Source organism: Actinopolyspora mortivallis DSM 44261 (assembly GCF_000384035.1).
GTDB lineage: Bacteria > Actinomycetota > Actinomycetes > Mycobacteriales > Pseudonocardiaceae > Actinopolyspora > Actinopolyspora mortivallis.
Map to the genome: position 1 here is coordinate 2,110,183 of NZ_KB913024.1, position 15,518 is coordinate 2,125,700.

Here is a 15,518-nt window from a genome sequence, read left to right on the forward strand (position 1 = left end):
GGTCTCTCCCACCGGTCGAGGACCGGCCGACGGCACCGGGCCCGAATCACCGTGAGCGGCGATCGCGGTCCGTGATGACGACACCGCCGTGCAGGAATACTCCCCTCCACGATCTCCGAAGATTCTGACCCATGAGCCGGCGGACGAATCCGGCGGGGCGACCTGCTCCCCCCACCTCCCACCACGACGAACGGAATATTCCGTTTTCCGGTGGCCAATCACGCCTCCGAGTGGTTAAATGGGTTCACCGGCGGCGCACGGCACGTTCTATAGCGATGCGATTGCGACGCCGTATCCAATCGGTACCTTCTGCCCGCACGGACCCCTCACGAACCCCCACGGAGGGTTTCGGTCCTCTAGGGTCGTGCGCGTGTTTCCGTCCCGTCGGCGCGTTCCGAGTTTTCCACTGCTGTCGACCACCCTGGTGGCCCTGATCGTGGCCGGAGTGGCGCTGTGGTTCTCGGACGACGGTTCCTCCGAGAACCGGCCTCGTACGAGCACCCGGCACGCCAGCATCGACGTGCTGGACGGCCCCCGGGAACAACACCGCGTACAGCTCGACCTCACGCTCCACATCCCCGTCTCCACCCCGGCACCGGCGATCGTGTTGGCGCACGGGTTCACCGGGGACAAGTCGGAACTGGAGCAACCCGCCCGCCGACTCGCGGCCCGCGGCTTCACCGTGGTGACCTACTCCTCCCGTGGTTTCGGGGACAGCACGGGCAAGATCGCCCTGAACGCACCCGACTACGAGGTCCGGGACGCACGACGCCTGCTGGACTGGATGGCACGACAGCCCGAGATCCTCACCCAGGGTGAGAAGGACCCGCTGGTGGGCGTGGGAGGGGTCTCCTACGGCGGAGCACTGAGCATCCTGCTCGCGGGCACCGATCCCCGGGTCGACGCGATCGCCCCCGTGTCCACCTACAACGACCTGGAGGCGGCGATGTTGCCGAACGCCGCCTCGAAGAGTCCGATCCCGGTCACCACGGCGGCCCACGGGGCGGACAGCTCTCCCGGAGTCTTCCGACGCGTCTGGGCGCGCAGGCTCTTCGAGATGGCCACGGGCGACCCGACACGCTCCCGAGGTCCCTCCTCGCCCACCACGACCTCGGCCCCGCCCGCTCCTCCCGACGGAGACGAGCCCCTGACGTGCGAGAACTTCGTCGGAACTCTCTGCGAGGCGTACACGAGACTCTCCCGGAACGGACGGGCCGACGAAAGCACCAGGCGGCTGCTGCGCCTGGTCTCGCCCGAAAGCGTCACGGAGAACGTGGACGTACCGACACTGCTGGTCCAACGTCAGCGGCACTCCCTGTTCGGCCCCGAACAGGCCGACGCGAACGCACGCCAGATCTCCGCGGCGGGGGGTACCGTGAAGATGCTCTGGGTGGACGGTTCCGAGGACGGCGAGCTCCCCTCCCAGGTCTGGGAGCAGGTCGGCGACTGGTTCTCCCACCACCTACACGTTCCCGGAACCCCCCGGAAGGAGGCTCCGCGCGCCTCCTTCTCCTACCAGCTTCCGTCCGGAACGGGCGAGGGGTCCTCCTCGGAGAGCAGCACGCTGGTGGCCGAGTCCTATCCGGGACTCGACGGTTCCCCCCCGCCCCGGTTCACCCTCCCGTTGCGGGGCGAACCGACGGAGGTGATCAATCCTCCCGGAGGAAGCTCCAACTCCTCCTCGGGAAGCACGGGAGAGGACGACCCCGGTGCCGGGACGGCCACCTCCACATCCCCCTCCCTGAATCCCGGCCCTCCCGAACAGGCGGCCGAGCAGGTGGCGGTGTTCGACAGCGCACCCAGGTCGGAGGAGGTACGCATCACGGGCACCCCGCAGACCGAGTTGTCGGTGGCCTCGGTACCGGGCCAACCCGGCAACACCACGGCCGTGCTCTTCGCCAGGTTGCTCGACGTGGGGCCGGACGGTTCGACCACCCCGCTGAGCACCACCAGCGCTCCCATCCGGGTCGACCGGTTGTCCCCCGACGGCGGGGCCACCGAGGTCGACGTCGCACTGCCGGCGGTGGTGCACACCCTCCGGGAGGGGCATCGGCTGCGGCTGCGCCTGAGCACCACCGATCCCGCCTTCGCCACGCCGGACAAGGCCGCGGTCTATCGGGTCGCCCCCGCGGGCAGGAACACCCTCTCCCTTCCGTCGGTGGCCGCCGAGCCCGCGCGCTCACCGTCTCCTCCGGTGGGAGCGCTGCTCGGAATCGCAGCCTTCGCGGTACTGATCGTGGTGGCCACGGTGCTGGCCGTGCGTTTCGAGCGCTCCCGCAAACGTCCCCCCGATCCGGAACTCACCGATGTTCCGCTCTCGGTGGAGCGGGTCGACAAGTCCTATCCGCGCCATCCGGACGCGGTCCGGGAGCTGTCCGTGCGCGTGGAGCGCGGGCAGATCGTCGGTTTGCTCGGCCCCAACGGGGCCGGAAAGACGACGCTGCTGCGCATGGTCCTCGGCATGACACGTCCCGACAGCGGGCGGATCCACGTCTTCGGCCACGAGGTCGTCCCGAGCGCCCCCGTCCTCTCCCGGGTGGGGGGGCTCGTCGACTCCCCCGGACTGTTGCCCCACCTGACGGGGTGGGAGAACCTGCGCCTGCACTGGGAGGCCACCGGTCGTCCCCTGGAACAGGCCCGTCTCGACGAGGTGGTGCGGATCGCGGCGCTGGGCGAGGCAGCCCAGCAGAAGGCCCGCACCTACGGGCCGGGGATGCGCCAACGGGTGGCCCTGGCCCAGGCCATGCTGGGTATGCCCGAACTGTTGATCCTGGACGAGCCGATGAGTTCGCTGGATCCGACGCACACCCAACGGACACGCGAGATGCTCCGCGAATACGCGAACACGGGACGTTCGGTGCTGTTGTCCAGTCACCTGCTCGGGGAGGTCGAGCAGACCTGTACTCATGTCGTGGTGCTCAGTCGGGGACGGCGGGTGGCCTCCGGAACGGTGGAGGAACTGATCGCGGCCGACTCGGTGACGGCCTTCCACGTGGACCAGCCGCAGCGCGCCGCCAGCACCCTGCGTTCGCTGGAGGGAATCGGCCACGTGGAGATCCGTGACGACGTCGTCTACGCCGAGTTGGCCAGGCACCCGACGGCCACGGCGGTGAACGCTCTGGTGAACGCCGAGGTTTCGATCAACCGGGTGGGACCTCACCGCAGACTCGAGGACGCCTTCCTGGAACTCGTCGGGGAGGATCGCTGATGTCACGTGAACAGCTATTCACCGCCACCGACTCCCCCGCCGACCCACCCGGCTCCGACGGCAGCGCCGCCGGTTACCGGGCGAAGCGAACACTGCCGTTACGGGTGGAGCTACGCAGACAGCTGACCCGCACCCGTACCAGGGTCGTTTTCGGCTGTCTCGTCGCGCTGCCCGCGCTGCTGGTTCTCGCGCTCGTGCTCGGTGAGGACACCGAGTCGCGAGGGCGAGCCACTGGTCTGGGTGAGCTGGCCGAGTTCAACGGCACCAACTTCGCCGTGTTCACCCTGCTGCTGTGCACGCACCTGCTGTTGGCGCTGATGGTGGCACTGTTCTTCGGGGACACGATCGCCGGCGAGTCCTCCTGGGCGAGCCTGCGTTGCCTGGTCACGATTCCCGTACCACGGCATCGACTGCTGCGGCAGAAGGCGCTCGTGGCCGGTCTGCTGTCCGTGGCGGGCATGGGCGTGCTCACGGCGGTGTCACTGGGGCTGGGAACCGTCTGGTACGGGGCGGGAAGTCTGGTCACTCCGGATAACACGGTGCTCTCCGGCGGGAACAGCGCACTCGTGCTGCTCGCCGTCTGCGGATACCTGACGGTGCACCTGAGCTGGGTCGCGAGCCTGGCGTTGCTGTTCGGGGTGGGCACCCGCAACCCACTGGCCGCGGTCGGGGCCAGCGTGGGGATCTCGGTGCTCTCCCGGATCCTCGACAGCGTCCCTCAACTCGGAGAACTTCGTGTGCTGCTTCCCACCCATCACGCCACGGCGTGGCTGGACCTGCTCGATCCGGAGATCGACTGGACCGGTATGGCCCACGGAGCGCTGTCCGCCACCGCCTACGCCTCGGTGTTCACCACGGCCGCCCTCGTTCGTTTCCATCGCAGTGACATCACGAGCTGACCGACCCGAGAAAACGGTTTCTCCCCGCGGGAAACACTGTCGTCGAATCCGCCGTCAGTGGTGCACGACGTCGGTGTTCTCCGCGGCGCCCCAACCGTGCCACCGGTCCACCCCGATCCACGCGCTGATCCGGTGCCGGTCCCGGACGTGGTAGCGCTTCCCGGTGTAGTGGTGGGCCAGACGGTCGATGTCGACCAGCTCCGGATCGTCCAGCAGGTCGGTCACCCGCCCCTGCAGGCTCACGTGGGTGTACCAGTTGTCGGCGGCGAGCACGGTCAGGCTCACCCTGGGTTCGGCCCTCATGTACTCCAGCCGTTTCCTCCCCCGGTCCATGTTGACCAGGACCCTTCCCCCCTCCCAGAGGTACCAGGTGGCCACGGAGACGGGCTGCCCGTCGGGTCGTACCGTGGTGATCACGCAGGGATTGGGGGCGGCGAGCAGCTCGCTCACCTGCTCGGGCAACGGCGGTTTCGGCACTGCTGGACTCTCCCGGCTCGTCTCGCGCGACGTCGGTTCACCTCGATCGTAGGAGAGTCGGGCGGTCGGAGGGCGGAGGGACACACGGTTCCCGAGTGATCGCGCACGACGTCCTCCGACGCACGGGAGAGGACCGGCGGTCTTGAGTAGGCTCGACCCCGATGGAAATCTTCCACCTGCGTTACTTCCTCGCGGTCGCGGAGAACCTGAGTTTCTCCCGGGCCGCCCGGCAACTCCACATGGCGACCTCGCCGTTGAGCCAACGGATCCGCGACCTCGAACGCGAACTGGGAACGACGCTGTTGGCCCGGGACTCCCACCACGTGGAGCTGACCGAGGCCGGTCGCCAGCTGCTGCCCCACGCCAGGGAGGTGGTCCACCGCTTCGACGACATTCCCTGGCGAATGCGCCAGGCCGCCGAGGTTCCGCATCCGACGGTGTACGTCGGTGTGGCCCCCGGACTGCACTCCCGGATTCGTGACCGGTTGGTGGCCCTGGAGCGGGAGTGCGCGCGGAGCCACCGGATCCAGCGCTGGCCGGCGAACACGGACGATCTCGTGCGCTCGGTCCTTCGGGGAGAACTCGCCATGGCCCTGGTCCATCTTCCGGTGCACGCGAGTGCGTTGAGGATCGTGGAGGTCACCCGCGAACCGCTCGGTGCCGTGCTGCCGAAGGCGGAGTTCGGTGCGCACAGCAGTGTCTCGTTGAGCGAGCTCACCGAGTACTCCTACATCGTGCCCGCCGAGGGAACCGTTCCCGTGTACTTCGAACAGCTGGAGAGGCGCCTGGACAGGGCCGGAATCAAAAAGAGAATCCACCTGAACACCGGGGACTACTCCGCGATAAGCGAGCTCGTGGCCAACGGTTCCGCCTTTTCCATCTCCATGCTCGACCCGGAAAGCGGAATGCGGAAATATCGCACCGACGAACAGGTGGTACTTCCCTTCGAGGATTTCTCCCCTGCCCTTTCCACGGGGTTGGTCTGGCGCGCCGACCGTGGAGAAGAAGGTTGTGACCTGCAAAAACCAGTAGAAATCGCCCAAAAGGTACTTCCTGACTCCTGACTTCGACAGCGCCCGTCGGCTCACTCCCTCCCCGTAGGAGCTCCCGTGAACGCGTGACCAGTGCGGTCACGCCGTTTTTCTCGACATGATCGCGCGGATTGTTTGAAAACCAATCAGTACGCTCGTACTGTATTTAGTGAGGGTAAGAAAATTTCGGTCTCCGAGGGAGAGTGACCATGACGAACACGGCCGATTCCGACACCGTCACGGAGGAGTCCTCCGCGACGGGACCACTCGAGGGCATCAGGGTCATCGACATGTCCACCGTGGTGATGGGCCCCTACGCCGCACAGATACTCGGGGATCTCGGAGCCGACGTCATCCGGATCGAGTCCCCCAGGGACAGCGCCCGGCTCGGAACCACCCATCGCAGCCCGGGCATGACCCCGCTGCACCTCAACGTCAACAGGAACAAACGCAGCGTGGAGCTCAACCTCAAGGACCAGCAGCAGCGGGAACGCGCACTGGAACTGATCGACGACGCGGACCTGCTGATCACCAACATGAGGCAGAGCGCTCTGGACCGCCTCGGCATGGACTACGACACTCTCGCCCGACGCAACCCCGCCCTGGTCTACGCCCACGCCCAGGGATTCCGCCCCGACTCGGACAGGGCGGAACTGGCGGCCTACGACGAGACGGTCCAGGCGGCCTCGGGACTGATCGACCTGGCCCAGCGAGCGGGTGACCTCGGAACCCCCGCCGTACTGCCCAGCATCTTCGCCGACAAGGTCACCGCGCTGACGATCGCCTACTCCAGCATGGCCGCCCTGTTGCACCAGCGCGGAACCGGCGAGGGCCAACGGGTGGAGATCCCCATGGCCGACACCATGCTGTCGTTCACCATGGTCGAGCACCTGCAGGGGCACACCTTCGAGCCTCCGCTGGGACCGACCGGCTTCCCGAACTCGCTGAACCAGGGACACCGGGCACGTCCCACCAAGGACGGGCTGGTCATGATCATCCCCTACACCCCCCAGAACTTCCGGGACCTGTTCGCCGCCGCCGGCCGTCCCGACCTGGCGGAGGATCCCCGGGTGAACGGGGAGTTCATCGACGCCCGCAGGGACGGACAGGACCTCGCCGAGCTGATCGAGTCGGTCACCCCGGAACTCACCTCCGCGGAGTGGATCGAGGTCGGCACCAAGCACAGCATCCCGGTCGGTCCCGTCCTGCGTCTGGAGGAGGCCACCGCGGACCCCTACGTCCGCGACGGCGGACTACTGGACGTGGCGGAGCACCCCACCGAGGGGAGCTACCGGGTGGTGGGAATCCCCATGACCTTCTCCCGCACTCCCGCCTCGGTACGCAGACACGCCCCCCGTCCCGGCCAGGACACCGCCGAGGTGCTCGGCGGGACGGACGACACGACCACAGCGGGGGAGTGAGCATGAGCACCAACGAGTCCCGACCGGTACGCACCCGTGAACACGGCAACACCCTCGTGATCACGATCGACCGGCCCCGAGCCCGCAACGCCGTCAACGCAGCCGTGGCCCACGACCTCGCCGAAGCCGTCCGGCGGTTGGACGAACAGCCCGAACTGCGGGTGGGGGTGCTCACCGGCGCCGGAGACGTGTTCAGCGCGGGCATGGATCTCAAGGCCGCGGCCAACGGCGAGTCCGCCACCGTGGAGGGAGGCGGCTTCGCGGGCATCACCGAGGCCGAACCGGCCAAACCCCTCGTGGCCGCCGTCGAGGGCTTCGCGATGGGAGGTGGCTTCGAGCTGGCGCTGGCCTGCGACGTGGTCGTCGCCGGCTCCGGGGCGCAGTTCGCGCTCCCCGAAGTCCGGCGTGGCCTGATCGCAGGAGGTGGAGGCGCCGTGCGGCTGCCGAAGAGGATCCCGTACCACCTCGCGATGGAACTGCTGTTGACCGGGGAGACGATCACCGCGCGGCGGGCCGCCGAGCTCGGCGTGGTCAACCACACCGTCGAGGACGGCAGCGCCGAGTCCGAGGCCCTGGAACTGGCCGCCCGGATCTCGGCGAACGCTCCCCTGGCGGTCGCCGCCGCCAAACGAGTGGCCCGCACCTCCGCCCGCCAGTCGGAGCAGCAGGCTTTCACCACCCAACGTGACGAGCTACGCGCTCTCCTGGCCTCCGAGGACTTCGCCGAGGGAGCACGGGCTTTCGCGGAACACCGCTCACCGCGGTGGTCCGCGCGCTGAGACGAAAGGAGTTGCCGTGCGCTCGGAAGAGGTTCGCCAAGCACTGACCACCCCGCTGACCAACCCGGCCTTCGCGGCCAGCGTCCCCCGCTTCACCGACCGGGAGTACCTGAACATCGTCTACCGCACGGATCCCGAGGTGCTCGACCGGGTCGTCCCCGAACCGCTGTGTGTCGAGGAGCCCCTGGTCCGCTTCGAGATCATGCGCATGAACGAGGTGACCTCCTTCGGTCCCTACACCGAGGCGGGGCAGGCGATCCCCGTGCGCTTCGGGGACGAACGCGGCGAGTACCTGCACGCGATGTATCTGGACAACTTCCCGGCCATCGCCTCCGGCCGCGAACTGAGCGCCTACCCGAAGGTGCCGGCCACCCCGGAACTGCGTACCGAACACGCGGCGCTGGTGGGCACTCTGGAGTACGGCGGCCAGCGGGTTGCCACGGCGACCATGGGATACAAGCACCACCCCCTGGACCGTGAGCGGGCACGGCAGCAGATCACGGTTCCCACCTACATGCTCAACATCGTTCCCGGCGGCCGTCAGGGCCCCCGGGTGTGCGAGCTGGTGCGCACCGAGATCACCGACATCACGGTCAAGCAGGCGTGGACGGCCCCGGCCCGTCTGCAGCTGTTCGAACACGCGCTGGCTCCGTTGGCCGACCTCCCCGTTCGCGAAATCGTTTCGGCCAGCCATGTTCTCACGGACCTGACCCTGGGGCCGGTCCATCCGGTGCACGACTACCTGGACCAACAGTGACCGGCAAGGAGACCACCATGAGCACCTCGAACACCTCCCGCTTCGACACGGCCGCCGTCGTCGGCGCGGGAACCATCGGACTGGCGTGGGCGGCCCTGTTCGCCGCGCACGGAACGCACGTACGACTGTCCGACCCCCGTTCCGACCTCCGGGAGTCCCTGGAAAACTCCCTGCCGGAACTGTGCCGGGGCATCCCGGGGGCCGACGTCTCCCAGGTCCGCGAACGGATCGAGCTGGGCAGCGAACCGGAGTGGGCCGTCGCCCACGCCGACCTGGTGCAGGAGAACGCCCCGGAACGTCTGGAGTTCAAGCAGGACCTGTTCCTGCGCATCGCGCGGGCCGCCCCGGAGGACGCGGTTCTGGCCTCCTCCAGTTCGGGGCTGCTGCCCAGCGACATATCAGCGAAGCTCCCGGACCGGTCCGCCTCCCGGCTGCTGGTCGCCCATCCGTTCAACCCCCCGCACATCGTTCCGCTCGTCGAAATCGTTCCCGGCCGGCGCACCGACGAGGCGGTCAGCGAGGCCGCGTTCGGCTACTACGAACGGCTGGGCAAGACCCCGGTGCGGTTGCATCGCGAAACCTCGGGCTTCGTCGCCAACCGGTTGCAGAGCGCCCTGCTGGCCGAGGCCTTCGACCTCGTGCTGCGCGGGGTCGTCGACGCGGCGGAGCTGGACACGATCGTGAAGAACTCCCTCGGCAACCGCTGGGCGACCGTGGGCCCGTTCGAAAGCTTCCACCTCGGTGGCGGGCCGGCGGGGATCCGCCACATGATGGAACACCTCGGCAAGGGGATGGCCGAGCGCTGGAAGGACCTGGGCACCCCCGAACTCACCGACACCAACATCGACGTTCTCGCCGGCCAGACCGAACGGGCCTACGGCAACGACGCCGAGTCCTACCGGGAGCGTTCCGCCCGGCGCGACCGCAACCAACGCGCGGTGCTCGCGGCACTGCGTGACTCTGACCGGTGACGACGGCACCCCTGGTGTCTCGTCCTTCGACAGGAAACAGGTGATCCACATGCCCAAGACGGTCAACACCGACCCCGACTTCTTCGGCTTCGGAGAGCTGCTCACCGACCAGGAACGCTCCGAACTCGCCGAGATCCGCGAGGTCGTCCAACGCGAGATCAAACCACTGGCCAACGAGGCCTGGGACCGGGCCGAGTTCCCCTTCGAGGCGATCCGGACCTTCGCGAAACTCGGCATCGCGGGATTCCAGTTCCCCGAGTACGGGGACGGAAGGACCCGCAGGCCGCTGTTCACCGGCTTCCTCAGCGTCGAGCTGAACAAGGCCGACCCGTCGTTGGCGGTGGCCTCCGGAGTACACACCGGCCTGGCCATGGGCAGCATCCACGGCGGCGGTGACCAACGGCAACGGGACCGCTGGATGCCGGACATGGTGGCCTGGAACAAGATCGGGGCCTTCGGGCTCACCGAGCCCGAGGGAGGATCCGACGTGGCGGGGGGCATGCGCACCACCGCCCGCAGGGAGGGTGACGAGTGGGTGCTCAACGGCGCGAAACGCTGGATCGGCAACGGCACCTTCGCCGACCTCGTGGTCGTCTGGGCCCGGGATGAGGCCGACGGACAGGTCAAGGGCTTCGTGGTCGAGAAGGACACACCCGGCTTCCACACCAGCAAGATCGAGGGAAAGATCGCGCTGCGTTCGGTGCAGAACGCCGACATCACGCTGGACGAGGTGCGAGTGCCGGAGGAGAACCGGCTGCAGAACATCGAGAACTTCAGGGACACCGCCAAGGTGCTGGCCAAGACACGCGGCAACGTCGCCTGGCAGGCGCTCGGTGTGGCTGTGCGCGCCTACGAACTGGCCCGGGACTACGCGGTCTCTCGGGAGCAGTTCGGCAGGCCCATCGCCGGTTTCCAGATGATCCAGGACCTGCTGGTGAAAATGCTGGGCAACATCACGGCCATGTTCGGCATGGTCACCCGACTGGCCCAGAAGGTGGAGGACGGCACGGCGGGAGCCGACCACGCGGCCCTGGCCAAGAGCTTCACCACCACCAAGATGCGCGAGTGCGTGGCGTGGGCCCGGGAGCTGTTCGGCGGCAACGGCATCGTGCTCGACTACGAGGTCGCCAAGTTCTTCGCCGACGCGGAGGCCGTCTACTCCTTCGAGGGCAGCCGCGAGATGAACACGCTGATCGTCGGAAAGTCGATCACCGGAAGCAGCGCCTTCGTCTGAGTCCGCACCGGTGGGCGGCCCCGTGCCGCCCACCGGGACCGCGCCGTGGTCTACTCCACCCCTGCCTCGTCCATGGCCCGCAGCTCCTTCTTGAGGTCGTTGATCTCGTCCCGCAGCCGCGCGGCCAGCTCGAACTGCAGCTCACGTGCCGCGTTCATCATCTGGTCGTTGAGCTGCTGAACCAGGTCGGCCAGTTCCGCCCTGGGCATGGACTCGATGTCGCGGTCCTTGAGCACACCGGAGCTCACCGCGGAGGACTCCCCGGTGGGTTTCTTGCCCCGGGAGGCGGTACGCGCCGATCCGGCCTCGGCGACGGTCTGCTCGGTGTCGTCGGACTCGGTGTAGACCCGGTCGAGGATGTCGGCCACCTGTTTGCGCAGGGGTTGCGGATCGATGCCGTGTTCGGTGTTGTAGGCGATCTGCTTGGCCCGCCTGCGGTTGGTCTCCTCGATCGCCCGCCGCATCGAGTCGGTGACCTCGTCGGCGTACATGTGCACCTGGCCCGAGACGTTACGGGCGGCGCGGCCGATGGTCTGCACCAGACTCGTCTCCGAACGGAGGAAACCCTCCTTGTCGGCGTCGAGGATCGCGACCAGGGAGACCTCGGGCAGATCCAGCCCCTCCCGCAGCAGGTTGATGCCGACGAGCACGTCGTACTCGCCGAGCCGAAGCTGACGCAACAACTCGACCCGCCGCAGGGTGTCGACCTCCGAGTGCAGGTACCGCACCCGGATACCGAGTTCGAGCAGGTAGTCGGTGAGATCCTCGGCCATCTTCTTGGTGAGGGTGGTGACCAGCACCCGCTCGTCCCGGTCCGCCCGTTCGCGTACCTCGGCCACCAGGTCGTCGATCTGCCCCTCGGTCGGTTTGACGACCACCTCCGGATCGACCAGGCCCGTGGGGCGGATGACCTGCTCGATGAACTCACCGCCGGAGCTCCGCATCTCGTAGGGACCCGGCGTGGCCGACAGGTACACGGTCTGCCCGATCCGTGCCGCGAACTCGTCCCAGGTCAGCGGGCGGTTGTCCAACGCGCTGGGCAGACGGAAACCGTGTTCGACCAGGGTGCGCTTCCGTGAGGCGTCCCCCTCGTACATCCCCCCGATCTGCGGCACCGTCACGTGGGACTCGTCGATGACCAGCAGGAAGTCCTCCGGGAAGTAGTCGAGCAGAGTGGCCGGGGCCGAACCGGGTTCACGTCCGTCGATGTGCCGCGAGTAGTTCTCGATTCCCGAGCAGAACCCGACCTGGCGCATCATCTCGATGTCGTACTGGGTGCGCATGCGCAACCGCTGGGCTTCGAGCAGCTTGTTCTGGCGTTCCAGCTTGTCGAGCTGTTCGGCCAGTTCGGTCTCGATGCCCCGTATGGCCTGCTCCATCCGCTCGGGACCGGCGACGTAGTGCGTGGCCGGGAAGATCCGCAGGTCCTCCACCTCACGAACGATGTCGCCGGTCAGCGGATGCAGGTAGTAGAGCCGTTCTATCTCGTCGCCGAAGAACTCCACACGGACGGCGAGCTCCTCGTAGGCGGGAATGACCTCCACCGTGTCTCCCCGCACGCGGAAGGTGCCGCGTTGGAAGGCCAGGTCGTTGCGCTGGTACTGCACGTCGACCAGCGCTCTCAGGAAGACGTCGCGGTCCACCTCGGCCCCGGCCCGCAGGGCGATGGAGCGATCGAGGTAGGACTGCGGGGTACCCAGGCCGTAGAGGCACGAGACCGAGGAGACCACCACGCAGTCCCGTCGGCTGAGCAGGTTCGAGGTGGCCGAGTGCCGCAGGCGTTCCACGTCCTCGTTGACCGAGGAGTCCTTCTCGATGTAGGTGTCGCTCTGCGGGACGTAGGCCTCGGGCTGGTAGTAGTCGTAGTAGCTGACGAAGTACTCGACCGCGTTCTCCGGGAAGAAGCCGCGCAACTCGTTGGCGATCTGGGCGGCCAGCGTCTTGTTCGGCTCCATCACCAGGGTGGGCCGCTGCAACCGCTCGATCAGCCACGCCGTGGTCGCGGACTTTCCGGTTCCCGTCGCACCGAGCAACACCACGTTGCTCTCGCCGGAGTTGATCCGCCGTTCCAGCTCGTCGATCGCCGCCGGCTGGTCACCGGCGGGCTCGTAGTCGCTGACGACCCGGAAACGCCCCTCCTTGCGCGGGATCTCGCCGACCGGGCGGAACTCGGAGTGCGCCAGGACAGGATGCTCAGTCGCGAATGCCACGCCCCCAGCCTACGAGGTGACACCGACAGCGCGCCGTGGCCGGTACGAGACGCGTGTCCGTCGTGACCGGCGACAGCACCCCCTCGTGCTGTCTACGGTGTCAGCGTGACTTCGCAGCACGAGATCGCCGAGAGTCTCGGTCTTCCGGTCCATCCTCCGAAGGTGGAGGTGTTCGATCTGGTCGCCGGGACCAACACCGACTCCAAGGGCGTGGTACGCCCCGTGGACGAGTTCCGCCGGGAACGCTTCGGGCTGTACATGGCCCGCCCGATCGTCGACCACCCGAAACTGGCCTACCTCGAGTCCTGGCTGTTGCCCGAGCTCAACCTGCGGGTCAGTGACTACCGCTGGAAGCCCGGCCACGAACGGGATCAGGACTTCTACCTGGACGTCGTCTCCGTGACGAGCGGGGCCCACCGGTGGCGGAGCGTGGACCTCTACCTGGACATCGTGGTGTTCCGAAACCGGTTCGCCGAGGTGCTCGACACCGACGAGTTCGTGACGGCGTTGCGGGCCGAGCTGTTGGACGAGAGGATCGCGCAGCTGGCGCTGACCACCACCCACACCACCGTGGACGCCCTGGCCAGACACGACTACGACACGGCGGCCTGGTTGCGCTCCCTCGGCGTGGAACTGCGGCGCCGCTCGCCGACCACCGAGGAGAACACCCAGTAGCAGAAGACTCCTTGACGCACAACCAACGTTCTGGGGAATGAACCGGTGCGTGTGTAACCGTCCCGCGAACAAGTTCCAAAGGTTACATAACGGATCGGTCTTGTTGGCTATTTCACAGTATTTCCGCGCTACGGTCGGGCCCGTGGGTTCGGTGATCACTCCTCAGCATGTCGAAATCGTCGACGTAGCGAGTGCCCAACGGCACCTGGGCTCCGGAACGGTCCAGCAACTGGACGACTGTCACCTGGAGAGATGGGGGCTGTGCATGGAGTACAGCACCCCGCACGACCCGACGCACGGAAGTGAGGTCACCTGGTTACTGCCCGAACCGGGATTACGGCTCACTCGGTACCGCCCGCGTAGCCGCCACGCGCGTCCCGAGGGAAGCCTGCTGACCGCCGTGCACATCGACCGGGACGCGTGGTCCTGGATCACGACCGATCTACAACTGGGTCTGGAGGTTCCCGAGCGGGGGACACCACGCATCGTCAACTCGGGGGAGTTCGCCTCCGCCGTCAGCGACGGTGTCCTCTCGCCGGAGGAGGCCGACCTGGCCCTGCACACGGTGCACCGAACTTTCGAGGAGATCAGCCTCCACCGCGATCTCGACCAGTGGCTGGCCTACCGCGGAGTGTTCACCGGAGCGTGACCTCCCGGTGGGGACTCCACCCCGTACGCTCCGCCCACCGCTCGGCACGGGGTAACGCCCCTTCGAACCAGGCCCGTTTGGCCGCGGAGTACTCCGCGACGGCGGCACCCGCACCGGAGGGATCCACGTACCGGCGTTTGAGCTCCGCGTACTCCGCGCGGGCACGTTCGTCGGAACGCAACCAGGCCGGCAGCAGCAACGCCAGTCGCCAGTTGGCCGTATCCTCCAACCGCAGGTGCAGTTCCACCCCGCGCCCCGGGTCGGCGGAGAGGTGCCTCCGCCTCCACCACCCCCGCCCGGCACCGCTCCACGGATCCTCCGAATCGGAGTCGCAGGACCGGGGGAACCCCGCTGCGGCGAGTGGTTCGGCCAACTCCTCCGCCTCATCCCGGGAGCGAACCGTGAGCTGCAGGTCGAGCACGTCCCTGGCGATCAGTCCCGGCACCGAGGTCGAGCCGATGTGGTCGACACGCGTGCCCTCGCCCCCGACCGCCTCGGCTATCCGCGCCGCCACGCGGCGGGCCTGACGCGGCCAGTCCCGGTCGGGTTCGGTGGGTTCGATCCCCCCGAGCGAACAGGGGGTGCGGGTCCGCACGTTGGTCTCGAAGGGAACGAGACGTTGTTCCCACAGCCGGTCCACCTCGGCGTACAGTCCCGCCGGATCGGAGGAGTTGTCCAGCCAGACGTCGGCGGCCTCCGCACGCTGCTGCCGGCTGGCCTGCGCCTCGATACGGGCGCGGGCGTCCTCCTCCGCCAGCCCACGCTCGAGCAGTCGACGGACACGCTGCTCGACCGGAGCGTCGACGACGATCACCAGGTGGTAGTCCGCCTGGTAGCCGTTCTCCACGAGCAGCGGGACGTCATGGACCACGATCGCCTCCTCGCCCGCCGCGGCCACGAGTTCGGAGGTACGGGCGGCGACCCTGGGATGGACGATGCCGTTCAGGTCACGCCGGGCCGTCTCGTCGGCGAAGACCAGTCGTGCCATGGCCGCGCGGTCCAGGGCGCCCTCCTCGTCGAGCACCTCGGAGCCGAACCGAGCGGCTATCTCGGCCAACCCCTCGGTCCCGGGGGCGACCACCTCCCTGGAGATCCGGTCCGCGTCGACGACGACGGCACCGTGTCGCGCCAGCCGCTCGGCGACCGTCGACTTGCCCGAACCGATTCCTCCCGTGAGCCCAACACGCAACATCCACGTCATCCTGCC

Annotated in this window: 13 protein-coding genes; 10 read left to right on the plus strand and 3 right to left on the minus strand. The window is 67.8% G+C overall.

Features of this window, described 5'->3' with window-relative positions; translation table 11 throughout:
* Window positions 1-370 precede the first annotated feature (370 nt).
* Window positions 371-3,208 carry an alpha/beta fold hydrolase gene (locus ACTMO_RS0110010; protein WP_245556113.1) on the plus strand — a complete coding sequence of 946 codons (2,838 nt, stop codon included), beginning with the start codon at window positions 371-373 and terminating at the stop codon, window positions 3,206-3,208.
* Window positions 3,208-4,107 carry an ABC transporter permease gene (locus ACTMO_RS0110015; RefSeq protein ID WP_019854556.1) on the plus strand — a complete coding sequence of 300 codons (900 nt, stop codon included), beginning with the start codon at window positions 3,208-3,210 and terminating at the stop codon, window positions 4,105-4,107. Before ACTMO_RS0110010 ends, ACTMO_RS0110015 begins: the two co-directional genes overlap by 1 nt.
* Before the next feature lie 54 nt (window positions 4,108-4,161).
* Here the strand turns inward: ACTMO_RS0110015 and ACTMO_RS0110020 are convergent, their stop codons facing one another.
* A complete protein-coding gene (locus ACTMO_RS0110020; protein ID WP_019854557.1) occupies window positions 4,162-4,584 on the minus strand; it encodes a PPOX class F420-dependent oxidoreductase in 423 nt (140 codons plus the stop codon).
* Between the two features lie 161 nt (window positions 4,585-4,745).
* Here ACTMO_RS0110020 and ACTMO_RS0110025 point away from each other — a divergent pair, with 161 nt between their 5' ends.
* The 6 genes from ACTMO_RS0110025 (at window position 4,746) to ACTMO_RS0110050 (ending at window position 10,777) form a co-directional block, all read left to right on the plus strand.
* Entirely contained in the window at window positions 4,746-5,648 is a 903-nt protein-coding gene (locus ACTMO_RS0110025) for a LysR family transcriptional regulator (RefSeq protein ID WP_019854558.1), read from the plus strand.
* Between the two features lie 176 nt (window positions 5,649-5,824).
* The gene (locus ACTMO_RS0110030; RefSeq protein WP_019854559.1) at window positions 5,825-7,036 is read left to right on the plus strand and encodes a CaiB/BaiF CoA transferase family protein; all 1,212 of its coding nucleotides are present in this window, start codon (window positions 5,825-5,827) and stop codon (window positions 7,034-7,036) included.
* A gap of 2 nt (window positions 7,037-7,038) precedes the next feature.
* The gene (locus tag ACTMO_RS0110035; RefSeq protein ID WP_026449064.1) at window positions 7,039-7,815 is read left to right on the plus strand and encodes a crotonase/enoyl-CoA hydratase family protein; all 777 of its coding nucleotides are present in this window, start codon (window positions 7,039-7,041) and stop codon (window positions 7,813-7,815) included.
* Between the two features lie 16 nt (window positions 7,816-7,831).
* Window positions 7,832-8,572, plus strand: coding sequence for an acetoacetate decarboxylase (locus ACTMO_RS0110040; protein WP_019854561.1), 741 nt, complete (start codon window positions 7,832-7,834; stop codon window positions 8,570-8,572).
* A gap of 17 nt (window positions 8,573-8,589) precedes the next feature.
* Window positions 8,590-9,543 (plus strand): 3-hydroxyacyl-CoA dehydrogenase NAD-binding domain-containing protein, encoded by a 954-nt coding sequence (locus tag ACTMO_RS0110045; protein WP_051099258.1) that lies wholly within the window; start codon window positions 8,590-8,592, stop codon window positions 9,541-9,543.
* A gap of 49 nt (window positions 9,544-9,592) precedes the next feature.
* On the plus strand, window positions 9,593-10,777 hold the full coding sequence (locus ACTMO_RS0110050; RefSeq protein ID WP_026449065.1) for an acyl-CoA dehydrogenase family protein: 1,185 nt from the start codon (window positions 9,593-9,595) through the stop codon (window positions 10,775-10,777).
* Window positions 10,778-10,827: 50 nt separating this feature from the next.
* Here ACTMO_RS0110050 and uvrB read toward each other — a convergent pair whose 3' ends face one another.
* Window positions 10,828-12,987, minus strand: a complete 2,160-nt coding sequence (gene uvrB, locus ACTMO_RS0110055; protein WP_019854564.1) for an excinuclease ABC subunit UvrB — start codon at window positions 12,985-12,987, stop codon at window positions 10,828-10,830.
* A 105-nt stretch (window positions 12,988-13,092) separates the two neighbouring features.
* On the opposite strand from uvrB, the gene ACTMO_RS0110060 reads away from it, so the two are divergent.
* On the plus strand, window positions 13,093-13,662 hold the full coding sequence (locus tag ACTMO_RS0110060) for a ribonuclease FAU-1 family protein (protein WP_019854565.1): 570 nt from the start codon (window positions 13,093-13,095) through the stop codon (window positions 13,660-13,662).
* A 142-nt stretch (window positions 13,663-13,804) separates the two neighbouring features.
* Window positions 13,805-14,311 (plus strand): ribonuclease FAU-1 family protein, encoded by a 507-nt coding sequence (locus tag ACTMO_RS0110065; protein ID WP_019854566.1) that lies wholly within the window; start codon window positions 13,805-13,807, stop codon window positions 14,309-14,311.
* Here ACTMO_RS0110065 and coaE read toward each other — a convergent pair.
* Window positions 14,298-15,503, minus strand: coding sequence for a dephospho-CoA kinase (gene coaE, locus ACTMO_RS0110070; protein ID WP_019854567.1), 1,206 nt, complete (start codon window positions 15,501-15,503; stop codon window positions 14,298-14,300). The genes ACTMO_RS0110065 and coaE overlap by 14 nt on opposite strands.
* Between the last annotated feature and the right edge of the window lie 15 nt (window positions 15,504-15,518).